Origin of the sequence: Acinetobacter sp. 3657 (genome assembly GCF_031456775.1) — a bacterium.
GTDB lineage: Bacteria > Pseudomonadota > Gammaproteobacteria > Pseudomonadales > Moraxellaceae > Acinetobacter.
The window spans coordinates 240,881-263,985 of record NZ_JAVDVH010000001.1 but is presented as its reverse complement, the minus strand read 5'-3'; the positions used below and the strand labels follow the sequence as shown (position 1 = coordinate 263,985).

20 protein-coding genes are annotated in these 23,105 nt (G+C 40.3%); 7 read left to right on the top strand and 13 right to left on the bottom strand.

Annotated elements, in window-relative coordinates:
• Window positions 1-4 precede the first annotated feature (4 nt).
• Complete coding sequence (locus J2Y37_RS01200) at window positions 5-436, bottom strand: hypothetical protein (protein WP_349031577.1); 432 nt, start codon at window positions 434-436, stop codon at window positions 5-7.
• Window positions 437-603: 167 nt separating this feature from the next.
• The gene (gene clpB / locus J2Y37_RS01195) at window positions 604-3,183 is read right to left on the bottom strand and encodes an ATP-dependent chaperone ClpB (RefSeq protein WP_349031576.1); all 2,580 of its coding nucleotides are present in this window, start codon (window positions 3,181-3,183) and stop codon (window positions 604-606) included.
• A gap of 264 nt (window positions 3,184-3,447) precedes the next feature.
• Between clpB and J2Y37_RS01190 the strand changes: the two genes are divergently transcribed.
• The gene (locus J2Y37_RS01190) at window positions 3,448-4,248 is read left to right on the top strand and encodes a peptidoglycan DD-metalloendopeptidase family protein (RefSeq protein ID WP_349031575.1); all 801 of its coding nucleotides are present in this window, start codon (window positions 3,448-3,450) and stop codon (window positions 4,246-4,248) included.
• A gap of 61 nt (window positions 4,249-4,309) precedes the next feature.
• Here J2Y37_RS01190 and J2Y37_RS01185 read toward each other — a convergent pair whose 3' ends face one another.
• Window positions 4,310-4,732, bottom strand: coding sequence for an OsmC family protein (locus tag J2Y37_RS01185; protein WP_121929968.1), 423 nt, complete (start codon window positions 4,730-4,732; stop codon window positions 4,310-4,312).
• A 146-nt stretch (window positions 4,733-4,878) separates the two neighbouring features.
• Here J2Y37_RS01185 and crp point away from each other — a divergent pair, with 146 nt between their 5' ends.
• Complete coding sequence (crp, locus tag J2Y37_RS01180; protein ID WP_005196588.1) at window positions 4,879-5,586, top strand: cAMP-activated global transcriptional regulator CRP; 708 nt, start codon at window positions 4,879-4,881, stop codon at window positions 5,584-5,586.
• A 211-nt stretch (window positions 5,587-5,797) separates the two neighbouring features.
• Window positions 5,798-6,574: a M48 family metallopeptidase gene (locus J2Y37_RS01175; protein WP_005196586.1), complete on the top strand. Its 777-nt coding sequence runs from the start codon at window positions 5,798-5,800 to the stop codon at window positions 6,572-6,574.
• Window positions 6,575-6,636: 62 nt separating this feature from the next.
• Here J2Y37_RS01175 and J2Y37_RS01170 read toward each other — a convergent pair whose 3' ends face one another.
• The 4 genes from J2Y37_RS01170 to J2Y37_RS01155 form a co-directional block, all read right to left on the bottom strand.
• A complete protein-coding gene (locus tag J2Y37_RS01170) occupies window positions 6,637-8,364 on the bottom strand; it encodes a biotin carboxylase N-terminal domain-containing protein (RefSeq protein ID WP_349031574.1) in 1,728 nt (575 codons plus the stop codon).
• A complete protein-coding gene (locus J2Y37_RS01165; protein ID WP_349031573.1) occupies window positions 8,357-9,943 on the bottom strand; it encodes an urea amidolyase family protein in 1,587 nt (528 codons plus the stop codon). Before J2Y37_RS01165 ends, J2Y37_RS01170 begins: the two co-directional genes overlap by 8 nt.
• Window positions 9,944-9,978: 35 nt before the next feature.
• Entirely contained in the window at window positions 9,979-10,737 is a 759-nt protein-coding gene (locus tag J2Y37_RS01160) for a 5-oxoprolinase subunit PxpA (RefSeq protein WP_349031572.1), read from the bottom strand.
• Between the two features lie 205 nt (window positions 10,738-10,942).
• Window positions 10,943-11,872, bottom strand: a complete 930-nt coding sequence (locus J2Y37_RS01155; protein ID WP_349031571.1) for a lauroyl acyltransferase — start codon at window positions 11,870-11,872, stop codon at window positions 10,943-10,945.
• A 396-nt stretch (window positions 11,873-12,268) separates the two neighbouring features.
• On the opposite strand from J2Y37_RS01155, the gene J2Y37_RS01150 reads away from it, so the two are divergent.
• The gene (locus J2Y37_RS01150) at window positions 12,269-12,445 is read left to right on the top strand and encodes a hypothetical protein (RefSeq protein WP_005196575.1); all 177 of its coding nucleotides are present in this window, start codon (window positions 12,269-12,271) and stop codon (window positions 12,443-12,445) included.
• 135 nt (window positions 12,446-12,580) lie between these two features.
• On the opposite strand, the gene J2Y37_RS01145 is transcribed toward J2Y37_RS01150, so the two are convergent.
• The 5 genes from J2Y37_RS01145 to J2Y37_RS01125 form a co-directional block, all read right to left on the bottom strand.
• Complete coding sequence (locus J2Y37_RS01145; protein WP_349031570.1) at window positions 12,581-13,459, bottom strand: class I SAM-dependent methyltransferase; 879 nt, start codon at window positions 13,457-13,459, stop codon at window positions 12,581-12,583.
• A 171-nt stretch (window positions 13,460-13,630) separates the two neighbouring features.
• Window positions 13,631-15,151 carry an NAD(P)/FAD-dependent oxidoreductase gene (locus tag J2Y37_RS01140; RefSeq protein WP_349031569.1) on the bottom strand — a complete coding sequence of 507 codons (1,521 nt, stop codon included), beginning with the start codon at window positions 15,149-15,151 and terminating at the stop codon, window positions 13,631-13,633.
• A 338-nt stretch (window positions 15,152-15,489) separates the two neighbouring features.
• A complete protein-coding gene (locus tag J2Y37_RS01135; protein WP_005196572.1) occupies window positions 15,490-16,314 on the bottom strand; it encodes an SDR family NAD(P)-dependent oxidoreductase in 825 nt (274 codons plus the stop codon).
• A gap of 37 nt (window positions 16,315-16,351) precedes the next feature.
• Complete coding sequence (locus J2Y37_RS01130; protein WP_005196571.1) at window positions 16,352-17,326, bottom strand: metal-dependent hydrolase; 975 nt, start codon at window positions 17,324-17,326, stop codon at window positions 16,352-16,354.
• Between the two features lie 121 nt (window positions 17,327-17,447).
• Window positions 17,448-18,407 (bottom strand): metal-dependent hydrolase, encoded by a 960-nt coding sequence (locus tag J2Y37_RS01125; protein ID WP_241322595.1) that lies wholly within the window; start codon window positions 18,405-18,407, stop codon window positions 17,448-17,450.
• A 421-nt stretch (window positions 18,408-18,828) separates the two neighbouring features.
• On the opposite strand from J2Y37_RS01125, the gene J2Y37_RS01120 reads away from it, so the two are divergent.
• Window positions 18,829-19,530, top strand: a complete 702-nt coding sequence (locus tag J2Y37_RS01120; protein ID WP_349031568.1) for a TetR/AcrR family transcriptional regulator — start codon at window positions 18,829-18,831, stop codon at window positions 19,528-19,530.
• Here the strand turns inward: J2Y37_RS01120 and J2Y37_RS01115 are convergent.
• Window positions 19,494-20,522 (bottom strand): AraC family transcriptional regulator, encoded by a 1,029-nt coding sequence (locus J2Y37_RS01115; RefSeq protein ID WP_349031567.1) that lies wholly within the window; start codon window positions 20,520-20,522, stop codon window positions 19,494-19,496. The two genes, J2Y37_RS01120 and J2Y37_RS01115, sit on opposite strands and share 37 nt — an antisense overlap.
• A gap of 174 nt (window positions 20,523-20,696) precedes the next feature.
• Between J2Y37_RS01115 and J2Y37_RS01110 the strand changes: the two genes are divergently transcribed.
• Together J2Y37_RS01110 and J2Y37_RS01105 are read left to right on the top strand one after the other, a co-directional pair.
• A complete protein-coding gene (locus tag J2Y37_RS01110; protein WP_349031566.1) occupies window positions 20,697-22,187 on the top strand; it encodes an NAD(P)/FAD-dependent oxidoreductase in 1,491 nt (496 codons plus the stop codon).
• A gap of 31 nt (window positions 22,188-22,218) precedes the next feature.
• On the top strand, window positions 22,219-23,061 hold the full coding sequence (locus J2Y37_RS01105) for an SDR family oxidoreductase (RefSeq protein WP_349031565.1): 843 nt from the start codon (window positions 22,219-22,221) through the stop codon (window positions 23,059-23,061).
• Window positions 23,062-23,105 lie beyond the last annotated feature (44 nt).

Genomic DNA, 23,105 nt, shown 5'->3' with positions numbered 1-23,105 from the left:
ACCGTCACCGTTCTTTGACATGAATGGTGACGGTTCCATGAATATTATCATTAGAATCAAATTCATACACCACAAAACGATCTGAGGGTTGTGTATGCGGCTTTATGCTCGCATCTTTTTTCTCTCGCGGATCAGTGACTTTGGTTTTCTTTTGCTCTTCATGCGGCGATAGCACACTATCAAGTAATGTACTAATCCTGACTTCACGCAAATAACGATCACTCAAGGCACGTTGAACTCTCCAACGTTCTTGCTCAGGTTTCATCGCATCTTGTTCGGCTTTGATAATAATATTCGGCAAAGTATTATTTGCTAACCCTGTTTGCAGTGCGAGCGTTCCCTCTGACATCGGTTGAGCAGCCCACCCAATTGAAGGTAGACCCATCATGCACAAAATTACACAGAGACTTGCGTAATGATGTCGCTTATTTTCCATTGCAATTCATCCTGAATCTTTTTCTTATTTGCTTTGAAACTAGCAAGTTTTTCATCAAGTCGCAACGTTATTGTAAACATTCCTTAAAAAATCAGATAAGTTGCACCAAAACAAAAAAAGATGGTGATTTTCATCACCATCTTTTAACTGATGTGTAAAATTTCAACTTAGCTCAATTTCATTTTATCAAAGACAAGATGACCATTTTCAGCTTTGATCAAAATGTTGTCCCCTGCTTGGAACTCACCTGATAAAATTTTCTGCGCCAAACTATTTTCCACTTGTTGTTGGATCGCTCGTTTCAATGGACGTGCGCCATAGATTGGGTCAAATCCAGCATCGATCAACAGATCAAAAGCAGTATCATCCACAGTTAAATCCATATCACGATCACTCAAGCGTGAACGTAAGCGGTCCAATTGAATATCTGCAATACCACGAATCTGCGATTTTTGTAGTGAGTGGAAAATCACCAATTCATCAATACGGTTAATAAACTCTGGGCGGAAATGCTGACTCACAGCACTCATCACCACAGCACGCATCTCATCGTCAGTTGCACCCTCGCCCAATTCGCGCACATCCTGTGAACCCAAGTTCGATGTCATAACGATCACCGTATTTTTAAAATCGATGACTCGACCTTGAGAGTCAGTTAAACGACCATCATCCAAGACTTGCAATAAGATATTAAAAACATCTGGATGTGCTTTTTCAACCTCGTCAAATAACACCACGCTATACGGTTTACGACGCACTGCTTCTGTTAAAACGCCACCTTCTTCATAACCCACATAGCCCGGAGGTGCACCAACTAAACGACTGACTGAATGTTTTTCCATGAACTCACTCATATCAATACGAATCATGGCATCGTCGCTGTCAAACAAGAAGTTCGCCAATGCTTTGGTCAACTCTGTCTTACCTACACCTGTAGGCCCAAGGAACAAGAACGAACCACTTGGACGATTCGGATCAGATAAGCCTGCACGTGAACGACGTACCGCATTGGATACAGCCACTACCGCTTCATCTTGTCCTACCACACGGTTATGTAAAAATGATTCCATTTGCAAAAGTTTTTCACGTTCACCTTGCAACATTTTTGTGACAGGAATCCCCGTTGCAGCACTCACCACTTCAGCAATTTCATTTTCTGTCACTTTGGTACGAATCAACTTCGGTTCTTCGGTTTCCTCAGCAACTTCAGCTTGCTCCAAACGTTTCTGTAACTCTGGAATCACACCATATTGCAACCGTGCAGCTTCTGCCAAATCGCCTTCACGTTTAGCTTTTTCCAATGACATTCGAGCTTGATCTAATTCGACCTGCGCTTTTTTATCACCTTCAACCAGTGTTTTTTCAGCTTTCCAAATCTCTTCTAGATCATTGTACTCTTTCTGCTTTTCCGCGATTTGTTGCTCAAGATGATTGACCTCAGCTTTACTTCCCGCATCTTGATCTTTTTTGACCGCTTCCAATTGCATTTTCAATTGAATCAAACGACGATCAAGTTTATCTAAAGCTTCAGGCTTAGAATCGATCTCCATTTTGATACGTGAAGCAGCTTCATCAATCAAATCAATTGCTTTATCGGGCAACTGTCGATCCGTAATATAACGATGCGACATCTTCGCGGCTGCAATAATCGCCGAGTCTAAAATCTGCACACCGTGATGGGTGGCATACTTCTCTTTCAAACCACGTAAAATCGCAATGGTATCTTCAACACTCGGTTCATCGACCAACACTTTTTGGAAACGACGTTCCAGCGCAGCATCTTTTTCAATGAATTGACGATATTCATCTAAAGTGGTCGCACCCACACAACGTAATTCACCACGTGCCAATGCAGGTTTCAACATATTCCCCGCATCCATTGCACCATCGCCTTTACCTGCACCAACCAAGGTATGTAATTCGTCGATGAATAAAATAATTTCACCGTCATGCTTCGCTAGGTCTTTCAGTACAGCTTTGAGGCGTTCCTCAAACTCACCGCGATATTTTGCACCCGCAAGCAATGACCCCAAGTCCAAAGAAAGTACACGTTTATTCTTTAAACTTTCAGGGACTTCACCATTGACGATACGTTGTGCCAAACCTTCAACAATGGCTGTTTTACCCACACCAGGCTCACCGATGAGTACAGGATTGTTTTTGGTACGACGCGACAATACTTGAATGGTACGGCGAATTTCATCATCACGACCAATCACTGGGTCTAACTTTCCGGCTAATGCACGTTCATTTAAATCAATGGTATATTTATTTAGTGAGTCACGTTGATCTTCGTGATTATTACTCATGACCTTGTCACTTCCTCGAATATTTTCAATCACTTTACGTAAACTCTCTGGAGTCACGCCAACACTATTTAAAATCGTTTTGGTTTCGCCCGTTTCTGCTAAACCTAACAGCACCCAATCCGTTGATAAAAATTCATCACCAGCCTTTTGCGCATAGCGATCAGCCAAATTCAGCGCTTTTACCGCTTCAGGGTTGAGATTAAGATCACCTGTAGGATTTGCCAAAGTCGGGGCATTTTGTATTGCTTGCTCAAGCTTTTGCTTCAACTCTGGTAAACGAGCACCCGCTTGTTGCAACAAACTCAAATTGGCAGGCTCTTCGAGTAAAGTCGTTAGGATGTGGATCCCTGCGATTGATGTATGGTCTTTACCCATGGCCAATGATTGTGCATCTGAGAGCGCTTGCTGTAAGCGGTTTGTAAATTTTTCAAAACGCATTCTTGTTATTCCTCACAACAATTTTTTAACTTATCACTTAGATGGGAACGCTTTTTTTAATTTCAAATAAAAAATTATATATTTTTCAATGTTTTAAAGATAATAAAAAACATAAAACTCAGTGATAATATGGGTGTATTGGTATTCTTTTTCAAGTCTGTTTTGTATCGTTTTTCTGTCAGTGCTGATTCACACAAAATCCTTATTGTGATTTTGCGGCCAACGCTTTAGCTTAAGTCTTTTACTTTCATTAAAATGTTCATTATGTCTCTAAAAAAAACCTACCTTGCAGCCGCTTGCCTACTCCCAATTCACTTTGCCTTCGCTCAGCTCCCACAAGATTCTAGACGGGCGGGCGGAATCGCAGTTATTCCACTAACAGCAAACACCACGCAAGTTTATTATGAACAAAAACCTGTGTTGATCAGCCAAGAAAATGGCCAACGCTATGCTATTTTTGGGATTCCGCTTTCTGCACAGGTTGGTACTTTGACCTTAAATACCAATAACTCGCCAATTCAAATTGACATTAAGCCATACAAATACGCGGAACAACGTTTAACCGTCAAAAATCAAGATCATGTCAATCCAAATCCAAGCCAATTAGAACGCTATGCGCGCGAAGCCAAAGAACAAAATGCGGTTTATAGCTCATTTAGTCAAAGCACATGGCAAAGCTTTCCCAAATTTATCGTCCCTACCACAGGTAAGTTTAGTAACTCATTCGGACGAAAACGGTTTTTCAATGGTGAAGAACGTGCACCACACTCGGGCTTAGATATCCCTGCTCCCGTCGGACAAAAAGTTGTTGCTCCTGCCGATGGCATCGTCGTGCAAACTGGCAATTATTTTTTTAATGGCAATACCGTACTGATTGATCATGGTCAGGGACTCATTAGTATGTTCTGCCATCTCAGTAAAATCGATGTGGAAAAAGGTCAAACCATTCGTCAAGGTGAATTACTCGGTCTAGTTGGGAAAACAGGACGTGTAACAGGTGCACATTTACATTGGGGCATGAGTCTAAATAATGCACGCGTAGACCCACAATTGTTTCTTAAATAAAAACAAAAAAAAGTGATCTATAGAAATAGATCACTTTTTAGAAAAACTTAAAAATAAAACTTTATGCAGCTTCAATAATTTCAAAATCGTGGGTAATCTCAACTCCACCATCAGACAGCATTTTACTGGCTGAACAATATTTTTCTGCTGAAAGTTCTACGGCTTTTTCAACTTGTTTGGCTTTTACAGCATTACCTGTCACAATGAAATGCAAATGGATTTTAGTAAAGACTGCTGGAATCGTGTTCGCTCTCTCAGCTTTTAACTCACACACGACATCCGTCACATCTTGTCGAGATTTCTTTAAAATGGTCACAATATCAAACGAAGCACACCCACCAAGTCCCATTAAAATCAACTCCATAGGACGTGGACCACGGTTTTCACCCCCATATTCAGCAGAACCATCCATCACCACACTATGGCCACTTTCTGATTTTGCCTCAAAAGCAACATTCTCTAACCAATGTACACTTGTTTGCATTGCAACTACCCAAAAAACGTTATAAATTTACTGTGTTCTTGTACACTAACATAAAATGAGTTGATAAGGAATTTCATCTCTTCTGTGTAGAAAAAGCTCAAATGAGCCTGTGCGATCGGTTTTATCAAAATTCGGAAATTTTAAGCATGACTTCAAATTTTTCACAACTTAGCACTGATGCTTTGTCTCCAGGCCAACTGCCTGAATCGGTAAAAGCATTGCTAAAACGTGCTCATATTAATAGATATCCAAAACGCACCACGATTGTTGACGCTGGAATGGAATCAAGATCACTGTATTTAATTTTAAAGGGTTCAGTGTCGATTATATTACGCGAAGATGATGAGCGTGAGATTGTCGTCGCCTATTTAAACCCTGGGGATTTCTTTGGTGAAATGGGATTGTTTGAAACAAACCCACAACGTACTGCTGAAGTACGCACCAGAGATGTTTGTGAAATTGCAGAAATTACTTATGACAACTTTCACGAACTCAGCAAACAGTATCCTGATTTGAGCTATGCTGTATTTGCTCAACTTGTGCGCCGTCTTAAAAATACAACACGTAAAGTCACTGACCTTGCATTTATTGATGTTTCAGGTCGTATTGCGCGCTGTTTAATTGATTTATCTTCACAACCAGAAGCCATGATTCTGCCGAATGGTCGCCAAATTCGCATTACGCGTCAAGAAATTGGTCGTATCGTTGGCTGTTCCCGTGAAATGGTTGGTCGTGTACTTAAGACACTTGAAGACCAAGGTATGATCCAAACCGAAGGTAAAGCAATCTTAATTTTTGATGCTTCTTTAGAGGAAAATACGTTCCCTGAAGAAGAGTTTGATGATGAAGATTAATCTCATCTGATATTCATCAAACCCCACATAAAACAAAGCCAGTGTAAAAACACTGGCTTTGTTTATAAATGAATAGCAGAATCTATGTAAATGTGATTACATAATTACAATGATTATAGAGCGAATCAGAATGTTAAGTCTGATCAACATTTTTTATAATTCACCTCAATTACGACGATACTCATAAGATACTGATTTGGAGAGAATAAGTATGAAGAAGTTAGCTTTGAGCCTTTGTGCGGTCACTGTAATGACAATATCTGGCTGTGCATCGTTCGCAGAGATGGCTGGTGCAGACAGCGCAACGCTAAATGCCCAATCTGCGCAAGGCTTCAGTAAGATGACTCAAGAAGCTCGTGCTAAAAATCAGCTTGATACCAGTTCTGCCACATATCAACGCATCAATACAGTATTTAATCGTTTAAAACCACATGCCGATAAAATGAACCAAACAGGTCAACGTTTTGACTGGCAGCTCGCCGTATTAAAATCTGATACCGTCAATGCTTATGTCGCACCTGGTGGTAAAGTTGTTTTCTATACGGGTATCGTGAACAAACTGAATCTCACCAATGATGAAATTGCTGCAATTATGGGCCATGAGATGACCCATGCCTTAGAAGAGCATGCGAAAAGTAAAATCGGTGCGCAAGCGCTGACCAACTTAGCAATTGGTATTGGTACATCTTATGCTGGTGCCAATATCGGTGAAGCTGGAAATGCTGCGATTAATTTGGGCAGCCAAGTGGGTATTGGTTTACCTTATTCACGCAACCTAGAAAGCCGTGCCGACTTTGGTGGCTTAATGCTGATGGCTCATGCAGGTTACAACCCAAATGCAGCCATTACATTGTGGGAAAAAATGAGTCGTTTAGATGGTAAGAGTGGTTCTGCATTCCTATCAACTCACCCATCAAACACTCAGCGTATCAGCGATATGCGCAAAAACTTACCAGCAGCAATGGCAATTTATAATAACCGTCGTTAATCACATTACAGCCATTAGACGTCAAAAGGCGTTTAATGGCTTATACCACCACAACGTCAAATTCAAATAATTTCCGCAATCTGCATATCCGCATCTAGCATTTGATTTAAAGTCACTAAGTTTTTGATTTTACCTGTTCGATGTGCAATCACAGGTACTTCCATTTTCATTGCTTCCATCGTGGCAATTACATCACCTAGCTCGACTTGAGCATTTTCTTGAACCGCCCAGCGACTTAAAATCCCATTGATTGGTGCGATAACAGCACTTTCATCGTGCAGCGACGATGAAGCCTCATCAGATAAATGATTCTCCGTAACACTGGCCATTTTCAACAATCCGACAGGCAATCCCACTTGATGAAGCTTGCCATCAATCTCAATTGTGTAGCGCTGTAATACAGATGAATCTGATTTTTTACTGCGTGGATACATTGCAAAGTTATGCTGAAACTCCTGCTCTATCCAACGGGTATGCACTTTAAATGCATCAATAAAGTCTGGTTCGGACAATATCGCACGATGAAAGGCCAAAACAGATGCGACACCCTCTAACTCAAAATGAGCAAATGCTCTTTTAGCACGCTGAATGGCGATTTCACGCGTTGGTCCCGTCACAATTAGTTTTGCCATTAATGAGTCAAAATGGCTTGAAACAAGACTTCCTTGGATAACACCTGTATCTAGACGAATACCAATTCCCGAAGGTGGATTAAATCGAGAGATGTGACCAAATGTTGGAATAAAGCCTCGCGCTGGATCTTCGGCGTTGATACGAAACTCAATTGCGTGGCCTTGTGGTTTTGGCGTTTCTTGGATAGAAAGCGGTTGACCAAGTGCAATTCGAATTTGTTCTACAACCAAATCAATCCCTGTTGTTTGTTCGGTGACAGGATGCTCCACTTGTAAACGTGTATTGACCTCGAGAAAAGACAGCCTACCCTCTTGGCTTAACAAATATTCCACTGTGCCAGCGCCAACATAATTCGCCGCGCGACAGATATCGAGCGTAGATTGTATTAATTGCTGATAAATATCGTCATAAATAAATGGCGCAGGCGCTTCTTCTACCAACTTCTGATTACGGCGTTGTAAAGAGCAATCACGGGTTCCAACTACCACAATATTGCCATGCCGATCGGCAATTACTTGGGCTTCCAGATGTCTGGGCTTATCCAGATACTGTTCAACAAAACATTCTCCTCGACCAAAAGCTGCTTGTGCTTCTCGTACTGCCGAAGAATAAGAGTCGGCGACTTCATCTAGCTGCCTAACCACTTTTAAACCACGTCCGCCGCCGCCATAAGCAGCCTTAATCGCAATCGGCAAACCGTATGTTTGTGCAAATGTCACCGCTTCATTGGCAGAACCAAGTGGCTGTTCAGTACCATGAACCAACGGTGCTCCAACAGCTTGCGCAAGCTTACGCGCTTCGATTTTATCGCCTAGTCTAATCATGCTTTGAGGAGTTGGTCCGATCCAAATCAACCCTGCATCGATAACAGCTTGCGCAAAATCAGCACGTTCAGACAGAAAGCCATAACCCGGATGAATCATGGTTGTTTGGCTTTGCTTTGCAATATTCAAAATTTTATCAATATCGAGATAGCTTTCTTTCGCAGTTTGTCCTGATAATGCCCACGCCTCATCTGCAAGTTTTACATATAAGCTGTCTATGTCATCGTCGGCATAGATGGCGATAGTGTGAATACCTAAATCTTTACATGCTTGAATAACACGAACTGCGATTTCACCACGATTGGCAATCAATAACTTGTGTTGCTTATACATTTTTTTTGATATCCATGAAATCTGATATTTTGCGAAACTGGATATAACATCCTGCTGCAAGTTGAGCGATCAAATCAAGATGATAAGGTGCTACAGCCGCAATGACTGGATAACCTCCAGTAATCGGATGATCATTCATAAACAAGACGGGTTGCCCACTTGGTGGAATTTGTATCGCGCCTGTGCAACATCCCTCACTCGGCAACTCATGCTTGATCTGACGTTGTAAAGGTTTATCCCCTGCGAGCCTTAATCCAATTCGATTACTCTCCACCGTGATCAACCACCGCTGTTCAAGCAGTAAATCAATACTTTCTGGCGTAAACCAATCCATTCGAGGCCCCAACACAATATCAACCACAACCTGATCGCCTACTTTGGATAATTCAGTCGCTGATTGGTCTAAATCAACGCATCCCGTTTTCAATTGTGCTGATCGTATTTCATCCCCAACTCTCAAAGGTGCTGTTCCAAGTTCAGCCAAACTGTCATAACTGGCACTATTTAATACCTGTTCGACAGCGATACCACCACGAACTGCCACATAGTTACGGATCCCAGCCTGAACTTTGTCCAGATAAATTTCATCGCCCCGATCTAATGCGATTGGTTGATATAACGGTTGTTTGACTGTATAGCCGTTCGCATAGCTCACCCATAACTCCGTTTCTGCACCCGTTACCGCAATGACGGTTTCTTTCATCACCTTTAAGCGTAAACCACCATTATATATTTCTAGTGCAGCAGCATTTTTAGGATTACCCACACATGCATTGGCGCAGTGAAATGCGCTCCGATCAATCGCACCTGCCTGTCCAACACCTAGTTGTGCGACATTTTTACGTCCCTCATCTTGTATTAACACTTGCAAACCGACATTTTGAACGGTGAAAACAACTGGATTTTGTGGCGCTTTGATAGGAACTACACGAGTCGCAGGGATTGTGACTTGCTTCGGATGCTTGCTTATATCTTTAAAAACCACCTGATCACTTGGCAACAGTAAAGCAGCTTGCTCTCGATTGACATCCCACATCGTTTGATCTGTACGTCCGATTAATTGCCATCCGCCAGGACTCTCTTTCGGATAAATACCACTATATTCGCCTGCCAACCCTACAGAACCTGATGCTATTTTTTTGCGTGGCGAGGCTAAGCGTGGAATATTTCCAAAAGGGTGATCTGCACTGACCAAATAAGCAAAACCGGGTGCGAAGCCAATAAAAGCAACTTGCCAATGGCAATGGGTATGTTTGTAAATAACCTCATCAACGCCAATACCCAAATATTCAGCGACATGTGCAAGATCCGCACCGTCATAACATACATTGATGATGACTTCTTTTTTGTTGGTATTTTCAGAATACTGATCTATTTTTTGTGATGAAATCCACTGAATCAGGTTTTTCCCATCAATAAAGATAGGATCGAAATAAACCAATATGGTACGTGCAGCAGGTATAAGTTCTTGGATATAAGGATGTGCTGCAAGCTTTAAATGATGATAAAGCGCAATGGTTTCTTCTAAACTGGGTAACTCAATCAAGAAACAATTCAGATTAACCGATAAAAATCGCATACCCTTACTCTTTTATTTAATATGCATAAAAGCAATTACATGCAAAAAGCACGTACTTCAATTTGATTTTCAATTAACGCTTGGCGGATCACTGTCGCAAGTTGTACAGCTCCCGTGGTATCGCCATGCAAACAAATTGTGTCAGCTTGAATAGGTGTAAAGTTTCCTTCAATGGATTCCACCCCACCTTTTAGGATCATATCAAGAACACGCTGAGCTACAATCTTCGCATCATGTAAAACAGCCCCAGTTTCATAACGAGAAACCAAACTACCGTCGTCATGATAAGCTCTGTCAGCAAAAGCTTCTGATACAACCGTCAAACCTTGCTTTTGAGCAAAATCAATCAATGGTGAGCCAGCCAATGCCACCAACGTTAAGTCTGCATCAAATTGTAGAATCGCATCAATCACCGCTTGGGCTTGATTTAAATCTGTCGCAATAGTGTTATACAAAGCACCATGCGGTTTGACATAACTTACTCTGGTTCCTGCAACATGCGCTAAACCATGTAAAGCTGAAATTTGATAAAGTACATCGGCAAGTAGTTCGTCATAAGATAAGGTCATTTTGCGCCGACCAAAACCAACTAAGTCAGGATACGATACATGTGCCCCGACATTTATACGAAGTTTAGCTGCTTGTTTTAATGTTTTAAGAATATGGAGCGGGTCGCCTGCGTGAAAGCCACATGCAATATTTGCACTACTCACAATAGGAAGAATTTGCTCATCGTTACCCATACTCCACGAGCCATAGCTTTCACCTAAATCGCTATTTAAATCAATACGCATAATGACCTTATATTTTTTAGTTTTCCAAAAATCAGGTTGTCACAACCTGTCTGCTCAAATGCTAACAGAAAACTTGTAAGACTTACATTCTGGATCTATACCACTTTGACTGCGTTATATTTATGGAAAAAAATAGCGGTTAATCCCAATCTATCTAATTTTTTATTAAAAAAACCCACCAAAATAATGAGGCGGGTTTCATGACTTAATATAATTTTTCTTGTCCTTCCAATCTGGTTTTAAAACGTCGATGAAACCACATATATTGGGTTGGCTGCGTTCTGATCTGATTTTCAATAATCAAATTCACTCGCGTCGCATCTTCCACCTCATCCAGACCCGGAAAATGATCTAACGGTGGTTCCAATAAAATGTGATATTGGGGATCTCGAATATCACCTTCACGATAAAAGAATAAAGGAATGGCTGATGCTTTGGTAATTTTCATCAATCGTCGATGCGCAGTTAATGTTGCAGCCTGTACACCGAAGAATGGCGCCATAACCCCTTGCTTCAAGCCAAAGTCTTGATCAGGGCTGTACCAAATTGCATGGCCATTTCTCAAACTATGAATTAATCCTTTCATATCGTCTTTCGAAATTTGATTCTTATAAATCGTCGCTCGACATCTACGGATCAACATATCCAATAAAGGATTGTTTTGTGGTCTATAAACAACATCAAAATCAAAAAAGCAACTACTTACATAGCCGCCAGCATCCAACAATGTGGTATGGCTACTGAGCAATAAAACCCCTTTACCCTGTGCTTGCTGAAGATGCTCTAGTCCATGGATATGTATCCGCTTTTTGAACCAATGCGGACAATACCAAGCGTTTAATGCCTCGAAAACACCCAACATCATATTTAGAAAGACTTGTTTAGCATCTTGTTGTATTTCAAGTTCACTTTTCTCTGGGAAACAGAGTTCGAGATTTCTAATCGTGGTTTTACGTCTAGACTTTAGGTATTTCCATCCTAGTTTAGACAAACCTTCTGCTAATCGCCATTGAATAGCCCAAGGAAGAATGGCAAATATCATTAGAATGAGTATCGCGACCCATATTCCCCAATATTTAGGCAAAAGAAAAGACCACTGAAACTTACTTGCTTCATGGTATTGCTCTGAATTCATAGCAGCCAGTTTATTAAGGAAATCTCGCAAGCCTAGCACATATAATTTTTTAATGTTTTTAATTTTCGTACTCTAATTGATTTACATTCTGCAACTATACTTCGCACTTCCAATTAAAGTTAATAAACATGACCATATAAAAAATTATCTGCACCTACACACCATGAAAGATTTGTGTGCTTCGTGTACAGCAGCTCTAATCATTCATCTCATCTTATTTCAATTAAACCATAAGATTCAATAGATAATATATATATGATTTTATTAATGAAATATGATGTTGATATAAACACCTTACTGAGCACATATCTCCACATATCGCTCTCATAACTACCTAAGTGTAATCAATCCAAATCTGTACCATGAAAGCTCAATAACCAACCAAAGAAGATAATAATGTCAGGTTTCAAAAGTTTTTCTGAAAAGACCACCAAAGACGAAAATGCTAAACAAACTCAGGTGAAAGAACATTCTCAAGCGGATTCCACTACCGAACCAAAACCTGATACCACACCAAGCCCAAAAGGCAATCAAACTGAAGATAGTGAAAAAGCGGATCCAAATAACAAGTAATTTGTTATCGGCAAAGCTTATCAGTGATTAGGCTTTGTCCACAGAAAATGAAACCCACCTAAATTTGATAAATTTCAAACTCAACTTGAGATGAAATTTGTCTGATTGAGTGGGTTTATTCATATGCCAAGCTCATCATGTTTGCTGCAAACGAAGATGTAACATATGTGTTGCGATGGTATGACGTATTCGATCAGGACGATTATGAAAATATCGCTCACTTAAACCGTCTCCTGATAAATCCTCAACCATGTCATAGCCCATTTTCTCAACGGCTTGGTGCAGTGTCTTTGTTTGAAATTGACCTCTAAGTGGCTCTTTTAAAAACCCTGTAAATTGAGATACAAATAAACTGCCTAAACGTTCGATTCCCTGCAATTGTCGATAATCAATTGAATAATCTAAAACAACTTCACTGCCCTCAGCAGCAATGATCGCTATACTTGCCAAGGTATTTAACGTGGTTTGTGGCTCTAAGTAATGCGTTGTACCCAACCAAGAAAAGAATGCAGCTTGCTCTTGTTGAAATCCACTTCGTTCTAAAGCTTCTGCGATTGATTCCTTTTCAAAATCAATTGCCACAAATTCAACATTGGTCGGGATGTCTCCGAACACTTTTAGTTTTTTTTGTTTTGCTGTCTGTGTGTCAGGATGATCCACTTCAAAAATTTTTAACGCTGGGTAATACTGTGTTTGACGCAAAATAAATGAATCTAGACCCGCACCAACCAACACATATTGTTGTACACCTCGATCAATCGCCGCATAAAGCTGATCTTCAGCGTATCGTGAACGTCCAACGACTTGTCCAGTGAGCAATCCCAATGTTCGGTTGAACACAGGAGAATTCATCATTTTCACTGTCGGTGTTGTCGTCAGTAATTTCTGCCAACCTTTGCTGGTTAACTCAAAGGCAAAAGGATCAGCAAACACTGGATTTTCAGCATTCTGAAAATGATTGGCACGCAGTGCCGCGGCAGCCTCAGCCGTTCGACTCGATTGTCCGTCTTTCATATTTCATTCCTAATTAATTTTCTATCTTGCAAAAAATAAGCAGCAAATTCCATCCTTAGATAAAATTTACTGCCATTTCACTCGAACTTTTTCTTGAACCCCTTTTTCTCCCTTATGGAAGAAGTCCAAAGCGGGTGCAAATAATAATGAAACAGGTCTACTCAACTAAAATCAGTTGGTTTTTTCAGATTGAAGCGTTACCTCATAATCGTTTAAATCCATATGCTTTAAACGTTGCTTCAATTTCTTCAACGACCAAGGCCAAGCAGCAAAGTTACGTCCATTGGCATCTAAATAATAGCTCTTACAACCACCAGCATTGAACACAGTGGTTTTCAGATGCTTTTGTACCAATTCATTATGCTTTTTGATCACGTCAGACTTAATGTTTAATTTACCAATATTTTGCTCTTTGATTTTTAATAAACCATCGACAATATAATCAAGCTGCGCTTCTGCCAAACCAATAAACGAATCATAAACCAGAACATTTGGTCCTAACACTAAGAACGCATTGGGTACGTTTTCAATGCTGGTACCCAAATATGCTTCTGGAGAACTGCTTTTCCATAAGTCATGTAGGCACTCACCTTTTTCATTAGAAACACGCTTACCAATCGGCGGATGCGAAACTTCAAAGCCTGTTCCCCAAATGATCACATCTACTTCTTGACGTTCACCATTTGCAGAAATAACAGTGTTGCCTTCTACTTTCACTAAACCATGTGGAATCAGTTTGACATTTTCTTGCTGTAAAGCTGGGTAATAGTTGTTGGCGAACAATAAACGCTTACACCCAATGGTAAAGTTAGGCGTTACATTCTTACGTAATTCAGGGTCTTCTATCTGGAATTTTAAAATCAGTTTAGCAAGTTCACCTACAGGTTTTAATACCGCAGGGTTACGTAAACCGAAGTTGATCGCATTGAGTGACTGAGCAACAGCTTTACGCCATGTTTTTTGAATCAGTGGATATTTAGCAATCAGTGATTTGCTCACTTCACCCAAATCAGTATCAGGCTTCGGTACGACCCACGGCGCAGTACGTTGGTAAACATAGAGTTGTTTTGCCAAAGGCTGAATTTGGGGCACAAATTGAATTGCAGATGCACCCGTACCAATCACAGCGATACGCTTATCCGTCAAATCATAATCATGATTCCATTTAGCTGAATGGAACATTTCACCTTTAAATGTTTCTAAACCATCTAATTTTGGAATCTGTGCTTCGGTAATCGGTCCAGTGGCAAAAACCACAGTTCTAGACAAATATTGACCTTTGTTAGTATCAATCACCCATAAATTACGTTGGTTATCCCAAGCGGCATTTAACAACTCAGTACCAAATTCAATTTTTGAACTAACATTGAATTTTTCGCTGACTTCTTCTAGATAGCTTAGAATCTCAGGCTGACGTGCGAATAGGTGACTCCATTTTGCACTTGGTGCAAATGAATATGAGTACAGTGCTGACGGCACATCGCATCCACAACCCGGATACGTATTTTCACGCCATGTACCACCTACACGATTGGCTTTTTCAATAATTTTGTAATTGGTATAGCCAACTTGATCCAATCGAATCGCGGTGGCAATCCCTGAAATACCAGCACCTACAATAAAGCTGTCATAGATATGTGCAGGTAATGCTTTTTTCTCAGCTGAGTTTAATTTTTTTGCTTGAGCTGTCATTTAAAACTTCCTATCCATCGTTTAGATTCACGGCGGCGTCTTGCCGAGTTCTCATCTAAATTTCGTAATTAGCTACTACGTCTTTCACTGTACCAAAGCTTTAATCGCTTTGGTTTGTTCAGGCTCGACCTACTTTTCTTTCGGGATGAGGAGCGAAGCTCCGCAAGGGCAACCATCTTGCGCAGCTACATCGCTGCTCATCCACAAAACCTGTTCACTTGTTTCATATATTTAATTCCTTCGTAAATACAAAACCTTATACTCTTCTGATACTACGCAGGTTGCGGATGACATTTCCGTGTATCAAATTCTGGCAAAAGTTTTGGTATTTACTTGGGTTACTTCATAAATCTGTACGAGTTGCCTAAGAATTTTGCATATAAATTCGGTGCAGTACGTTTCATTAACCAGAAGAGCTTGGCGTCAATCTGAGGAATGGTATAAAGCTGATCTTTATCCAAACGGTTTAACGTCAGTTTCGCAACCTTATCACTGGTGGTAAACGCCAAATTGGTCAAGGCATAATCCAATATCCCTTTATGCGGTACTTTGCCATTTTTAATAATGTTGGTCGGAACCAGTGTTGGACATAATACATTGACCTTAATGTTGAACTTGCGAAGCTCAGCAGAAAGCGTCTCGGATAACGCACGAACACCCGCCTTACTGACGTTATAGACCGCCATTTCAGGTGCAGCGGTATAAGAAGCAGCGGATGCGACATTGATAATTGCACCATGTCCAAGTTGCTTAAACTTAGGTACGAAAGTACGGCAACCATGAATTACGCCCCACAAATTGACATCCATACACCATTGCCAATCTTCTGTGGTCATCTCATCAAACTTGCCACCCAATCCAATTCCAGCATTGTTAATCACAAGCGTGACAGGGTTCTGCATCACCTGTTCTGCTTGCTCTGCCAATTGTGTAACTTGTTCAGCCTTACTGACATCACATTGGATAGCAAAGGCTTTTTGACCCAGTTGCTCGATCAGTGAAACCGTTTCATTGGCTGCATCCAGATTGATATCTGAACAGACTACAGTTCCGCCACGCTTTGCCAGTTCAAGCGCAAAACTTCTTCCAATCCCACTACCCGCGCCCGTCACAACAGCAAATGCTTTTTGACTAGGCTTGGTTTTTTTAGCAAAGAATTTCATATATACAATCCAACAATCAGGTTTTTATGCGCCGAATTTATGCAGATGCTGCACGTACTGGCGGTACAAATTCTTTAAGAAAATAAGGCGTCAATAAACCTGTTTCTGGGTCTAATAATCGCTGTTTGTAATATTCCATATAGGCAGTGGTGTCATGATCATTTGGATGAAAACTTGGACGTAAATATTCCAAAATGTGCATGAAGCTACTACCAAATACACCACGTTCACTACCAAACAACAAGGCAGTGCTTTCCAACATATCTTTCATATAACGTGGGTTGATCAAATTGCTTGGTTTACGAATAAAGGGAATGAGATAACCACCCAAAGAAACTCCGCCAAGGATGGTCAAACTCGCCAATAAAAAGCCAGTCACTCTCACCCAGTAATCACCTGATAGTTCTAAAAACACATCATAGGCAATATCTTTATGCTCAGACTCTTCTAGCATGTGCCACATCCACATGGCTCGCTGTCTTTCGTCTTGAGAACCAAGGATATAGTCCTCATGCTGCATCATAAATTCAGCTAGAACAGCGGTATAGTGCTCAATACCTGCCATCAACGACAGTTGTAGTGAATGTGGAAGTTTATAAATGCCATACTCAAAAACCTTATCCGCAATCGCACGAAGCAGTTCAACTGGATAATCATTTTCTTTCAGCACCTCATCATTAAACTGATTGTGTACTTTGGAGTGAATCGCTTCCTGACCAATCAGTGAGGTTAATCTTTGTTTTAGAATAGGGTCTGTTATAAAGTCACGATGGTAACGTGCAGTTTCAATAACGACATCTTCGCCAAAGGTTAAAAATATAGATAACGCATGGAAGTAAGACGTTGCCAACTCTTTATTTAAGAAGAACTTTTCATCAAGTTCTGTAGGGTTGAATTTAAAATCAAAATGACGAATCGGTATTGGCGATTTGTTCACGAAGTTCTGAACAATCCCCTGATATTTGGTACTTAATTTGTCATTAAAGACATTTCTGATGATTTGAGCAACCATTTTCGATTCCCATAAAAATAGTAAAAACTAAATAAGACAGCAACGTTGTTTCTAAGATTATTTCTGCAACTTTAACTGTCTCAATACCTCAACAATTGGATTAGATCGTGCTATCCGATGATTAAGCTGCTTGAACTTTAGGCGTGAACTCTTTCACAAAGAAAGGATGTAATGCCCCACCTTCTGACAGTAGTTTTTGCTTGTAGTATTCAAGATACTTCGATGTATCATGATCATTTGGATGAAAGTCTTTACGTAAGTAATCAAAGATTTGACCTTGTGTACTACCAAACACGCCATCTTTAGGACTAAAGATTAATTTCACGCCTCGTTTTGCATCTTTCCAAAACTTAGTCGTCAACATCTCTTGCGGTCGACGGAAAACGGGAACTAGTGAGGCTGAAAATGGAATCAGTCCTAAAATCGTAAAGTAAGCAAGCGCAAAGCCGCTGATACGCAAAGCATAATTACCATTCAAAACTTGATAGACATCGTAAGCAACATCTTTATGCTCAGACTCTTCCAACATATGCCACATCCAGAGCGCACGAGTTTTCTCATCCTCGGAGAAATAAAAGTTTTGCTCATGCTGCATCATGTATTCAGCAAGTACCGCAGTAAAGTGCTCAATACCTGCCATCATCGACAGTTTTAATGGTTGCGGAAATTGAAGGAAGATATATTTAAAAAAGTTTGAACCTAAGAAACGATAAAAGGTGACTGGGTAGCCCAGTGCTACAATCGCATCGTTAAATTCATTGTGTAGTTTAGAATGAATCGCTTCCTGACCAATCAATGAAGTGACACGTTGCTTTAAGATCGGATCTTTAAGTAAATCTCGATGATGACGTGCGGTTTCAATGACAAGATCTTCGCCATAAGTCAGAAATACAGAAAGCGTAGCAAAAAAAAGCGTGGCGAATTGGTTGTTCATATAAAATGACAGATCAACCTTCTCACCTTCAAATCCGATTGCTAGGTGACGAATTGGGATAGAATCTTTACTCGCAAAATCAATTTGCTCAGCGAGTGGGTTTGGCTTAAATAGACTAAAGGTCTTTTTCACTGTGTTCGCAATCATAGCAACACCCTACATTCAGTATTGAGCGGAGTTAGCTCGTGATATGACACTCCATTAAGCTCATTAACCATGGTTCTTAGAGCATCTCTATCGTTTAAACAGTGGATAGCTCATTGAAGAATCATTCGGGAAGATATTTCTGAACTTAATATTTGATAGGTCTACTGTAGACTGATCTTATGTTCGGATTCAATTCGGGTAATTTTTCAATTTCTTATGCTTATCAATAACGAATAAAGTGCTCAGTTTTTGATGAGATAAAACAGGGAAAGAACGATCAACAAACCAACTATTCATAATAAATATCAATCAATTAATAAAAATAAATTGAAAAACAACAATATAGAATCCTAGAAAAAAACCTCTATCCAATCCTTTTATTACAAGTTAAAACTGAATATTAAAATTTTAGTAATTTTATTTGTTCGGATTAGAGACCCATATCTTCTATAATATTCAACAGCATGTTAATCTGACACTATGTTCGGATTTTAGTAAAACCACCATGGCAACACGTAAACCCCGTCAAGCGCGCTCAAAAGTGACTGTTGATACTATTATTGAAGCAGGTTTTATCGCTGTTGCAATGCATGGTACCAGTGGAACCACCACAAGACACATTGCAGATATCGCAGGTGTCAGCGTCGGCTCGTTGTACGAATATTTTAAAAACAAAGAAGAAATCTACGATGCGATGGCAAAAACTTTCGTCAAAGAAGTTTTAGATATGGTCAAAGAACTCACGCCTATCATCATTGAACAAGAGTTAGAACCTTTGTTTGAAATGATTTTTTATACTTTCCGAGATTTGTTAACGCGGGATGATGATCGCTACTTAATTTGCTTAAGATATGCAACTGAACTCAAATATGAAAGATATATCAGTCAGATTGAATATGCATTGATGGATGTATTGATGAAATACATGATCCGTCATCCTCGATATTTAAAAGTAAATAATCTTAGCGTGACGGCTTATATTAGTATTAATAGCAGTATTTTTAACGTGGCACGCCATCTGATTTTACCAAACCCACAAATTAGCTTTGATGAAATGGTCAGAGGATTGAGTACCATGATTATTAGTTATATCGAAGCAGAATTAGCGAGGGCTGAAGGCTGATTTAAGTGATTATTAATAGAGTCCATAGACATTGCCAAGCGTGATGCATGCGGTGTTTTCCCATACCAGCGCTTATAGGCATGGATAAAGCTGGTCGCTTCCGCGTAGCCGAGCCATTCAGCAATCTGTTCAACCGAAGTTTGCGGTAAAGACAAATAGTAATCCGCCAAAATTTTGCGAACGTCTTCTCTAATTTTAATGAAAGTTGTGCCTTCATTGACCAAGTGACGGCGCAAGGTTCTTGAGTTTAAATGCAACCGATCAGCCACGATTTCCATTGAAGGTATCTCTCCTTTGGTATGCATCAAGACTTGTTGTACATGGTGTGAATATTTTTTTTGTGATTGACGCTTCTCTAAAATTTGACGGCATTGTTGTTCTGCATGCTGCAAAGCCAACTCATTTGCCATACGCAGTTTTTGGTTTACTTTTTCAACATCGAGAATAATAAAGTTCTTGATCTCACCAAACTCTGGGACGATGCCGAATAAATCAATATAGGTTTGTAGATCGCCCTTAGGCTGAAAAGAAAATGCCAAAGCTAAGCAGAAATTTTCTGGTATCAAATCTCTTTGAACAGTCACTAAAGCGGCAATATCTCGCTCAATAATAAATTGAGACAGTGATTTGGGAATCCCCTCATCGATTGTGAACTCGATGCGAATACCTTGTTCTTGCTCAGAAACAATAAACTGGGTAAATGCAAAAGTTAATGGAAAATATGCCAAGGCAAAATCGAGTGCTTCACGAATATTGGCAGTACTCATTAGTGCTAAACCCAACGAGCCAAAAGTAGTGAAATGGTAGCGTGTTCCAACTTCTAAACCCAACATGGGTCTATGCCCAAGCTGTTCAACCAAATTTCCGATCAGTTGTAATTCCTGTTGTGCTGATACCGCCATATTTGGATCAAGCAAGTGCTGTTGATCTAAGCCTGTTCCTTTTAATATGAGCTGATAATCGACACCTAACTCAGCTGCAAAATCAGCCATGAGTCGAACACTATGTATACTTCGATCAAATGCCCATGCGTACGTCAATGTACATTTCCAAATGTCCTCGAATCACAATATTTTGTCCGCATCCATCCTCTAAATCAATAGCTTTAACCACTATTCTATATTCTTTTATCGATTGCCCCTCTTTCCCAATCGTGCGAGCAGACCATGTTAAAGCCATCATCCCATTCAAATAAAAATATCCGTATCGCCATTATAGGAACAGGCTTTGGTGGATTAGGGCTCGCCATCCGCCTAAAACAAGCGGGTTTCAATCAGTTTAGATTATTTGAAAAAGCTGGAGATGTGGGCGGCGTTTGGCGTGATAACACATATCCGGGCGCGGCGTGTGATGTGCCTTCGCACTTGTATTCATTTTCTTTTGAACAAGAACTGGGCTGGAAAAATCGTTACGGCACTTCGCAAGAAATTCATCAATATTTACGTCATTGTGCTGAGAAATATCAAATTCGCCCTCATGTTCAGTTTAAGACTGAGATCGCAAGTGCTGAATTTGATGCAAAGCAAGGGCTGTGGCAGATTCAAAGTACGACAGGTGAGAAATTTGAAGCAGAATTTCTGATTGCGGCAGTCGGTCAACTGAATCGACCTGCTTATCCAAAAATTAAAGGCATTGAACATTTCAAAGGCAAAGCATTTCATTCTGCGCGTTGGGAACATGATTATGATTTAAGTCATAAACGTGTCGCTGTGATTGGTACAGGTGCTAGCGCTATTCAGTTTGTGCCTGAGATCGCTAAACAGGTCGCCCATTTAGATGTCTACCAACGTTCAGCACCTTATGTTATTCCCAAGCCAGACCGCATTTACTCTACGCTTGCTCGTAAGGCTTTTCAAAAGCTGCCGATCTTGCAAAGCCTTGATCGTATGTATCAGTACAGTTATAACGAAAGTGTTCTTAAGGGTTTTACGATTACCCTCAACGAAATCCCGCTCGTAGAATATATGTTTCAACGCCATATTCGTAAGGAAATCAAAGACCCTCATTTCCGCCATCAGTTAATGCCTGATTATCCAATTGGTTGTAAGCGTATTCTGATTTCTAATTATTGGTATGAAAGCTTAACGCGACCCAATGTAGAGGTCATCAACACTGATATTCAGGAAATTACTGAAACAGGGATCGTCGATAAAAATGGTACTTTGCGTGAAGTTGATACCATTATTTATGGGACTGGATTTGCAGCAACTGATTTTATGGCGCCCATGCAGATTACGGGGTTAAAAGGCACAATCTTAAAAGAACAATGGCAAGACGGTGCCGAAGCATATTTAGGCTTAACGGTGAGTGGCTTCCCCAATTTCTTTATGTTGTATGGACCCAATACCAACCTTGGACACAATTCAATTGTGTATATGATTGAAAGTCAGGTGAATTATATTATTGATGCAATTCAAACCCATATTCAAAAGAACTTGTTATTTACAGATTTAAAAGCCGATAGACAACAAAACTTTAACCAAGAAATTCAAGAAAGAATGAAAAGCACCATGTGGTCACAAGGTTGTACCAGTTGGTATCAAACCGCGACAGGAAAAAACACCAATAATTGGCCCGGTTTCACTTTTGAATATCGTCAACGAACCCGCCGCTTTGATCTCGAACATTATGTTCAAGTCCCAGTGGTTTCCAATTAAGGCACGATCATAAAAACAAAGGATAGATGAAATGAAAACATTTAAAGATAAAGTCGCAGCGATCACGGGTGCAGGATCAGGTATTGGTCAAGCATTGGCGATTGCTTTGGCTAAACAAGGATGTAACCTTGCACTCTCGGATGTTAGTGAAACAGGCTTGGCGAATACAGTGGCACTGCTACAAGCATTTCCAGTCAAAGTCACGACACATAAAGTAGATGTGGCAACGCGAGATGAAATCGCAGCTTGGGCAAAAACTGTGGTAGAGCAACATGGCAAAGTGAATCTAATTTTCAACAACGCAGGTGTTGCACTTGGCAGTACCGCCGAAGGTGTAAGTTATGAAGACCTTGAATGGTTGATTGGAATTAATTTTTGGGGTGTGGTTTATGGTACCAAAGAGTTTTTACCTTATCTAAAACAAAGTGGTGATGGGCATATCATCAATATTTCCAGTATGTTTGGATTGACTGCACAACCCACCCAAAGTGCTTACAATGCCAGTAAATTTGCAGTGCGTGGTTTCACTGAGTCACTCCGTCAAGAACTGGATATCGAAAACTCAGGCGTGAGTGCGACCTGTATCCACCCAGGTGGTATTCGTACCAATATTGCCAAAGCTGCACGTATGAATAACAGTGTCACCAGCTTAGGTATGGATCCTGTCAAAAGTCAGGACGCTTTTGATAAATTACTGCGTACACCAGCCGATGAAGCTGCAAATTTAATTTTAAATGCGGTACAAAAAAATCGTCGCCGTTTACTGATCGGTGCAGATGCGAAAGCGGTTGATGCCATTCAGCGTTTATTTCCTCAGGGTTATCAAAAGCTTTTTGCGACTGCAACCGCATTACAAGCGCGATTTATGAAATAACACTTTTGTTGATTAAATTCACCGTTGGCTTAACAACGGTGAAT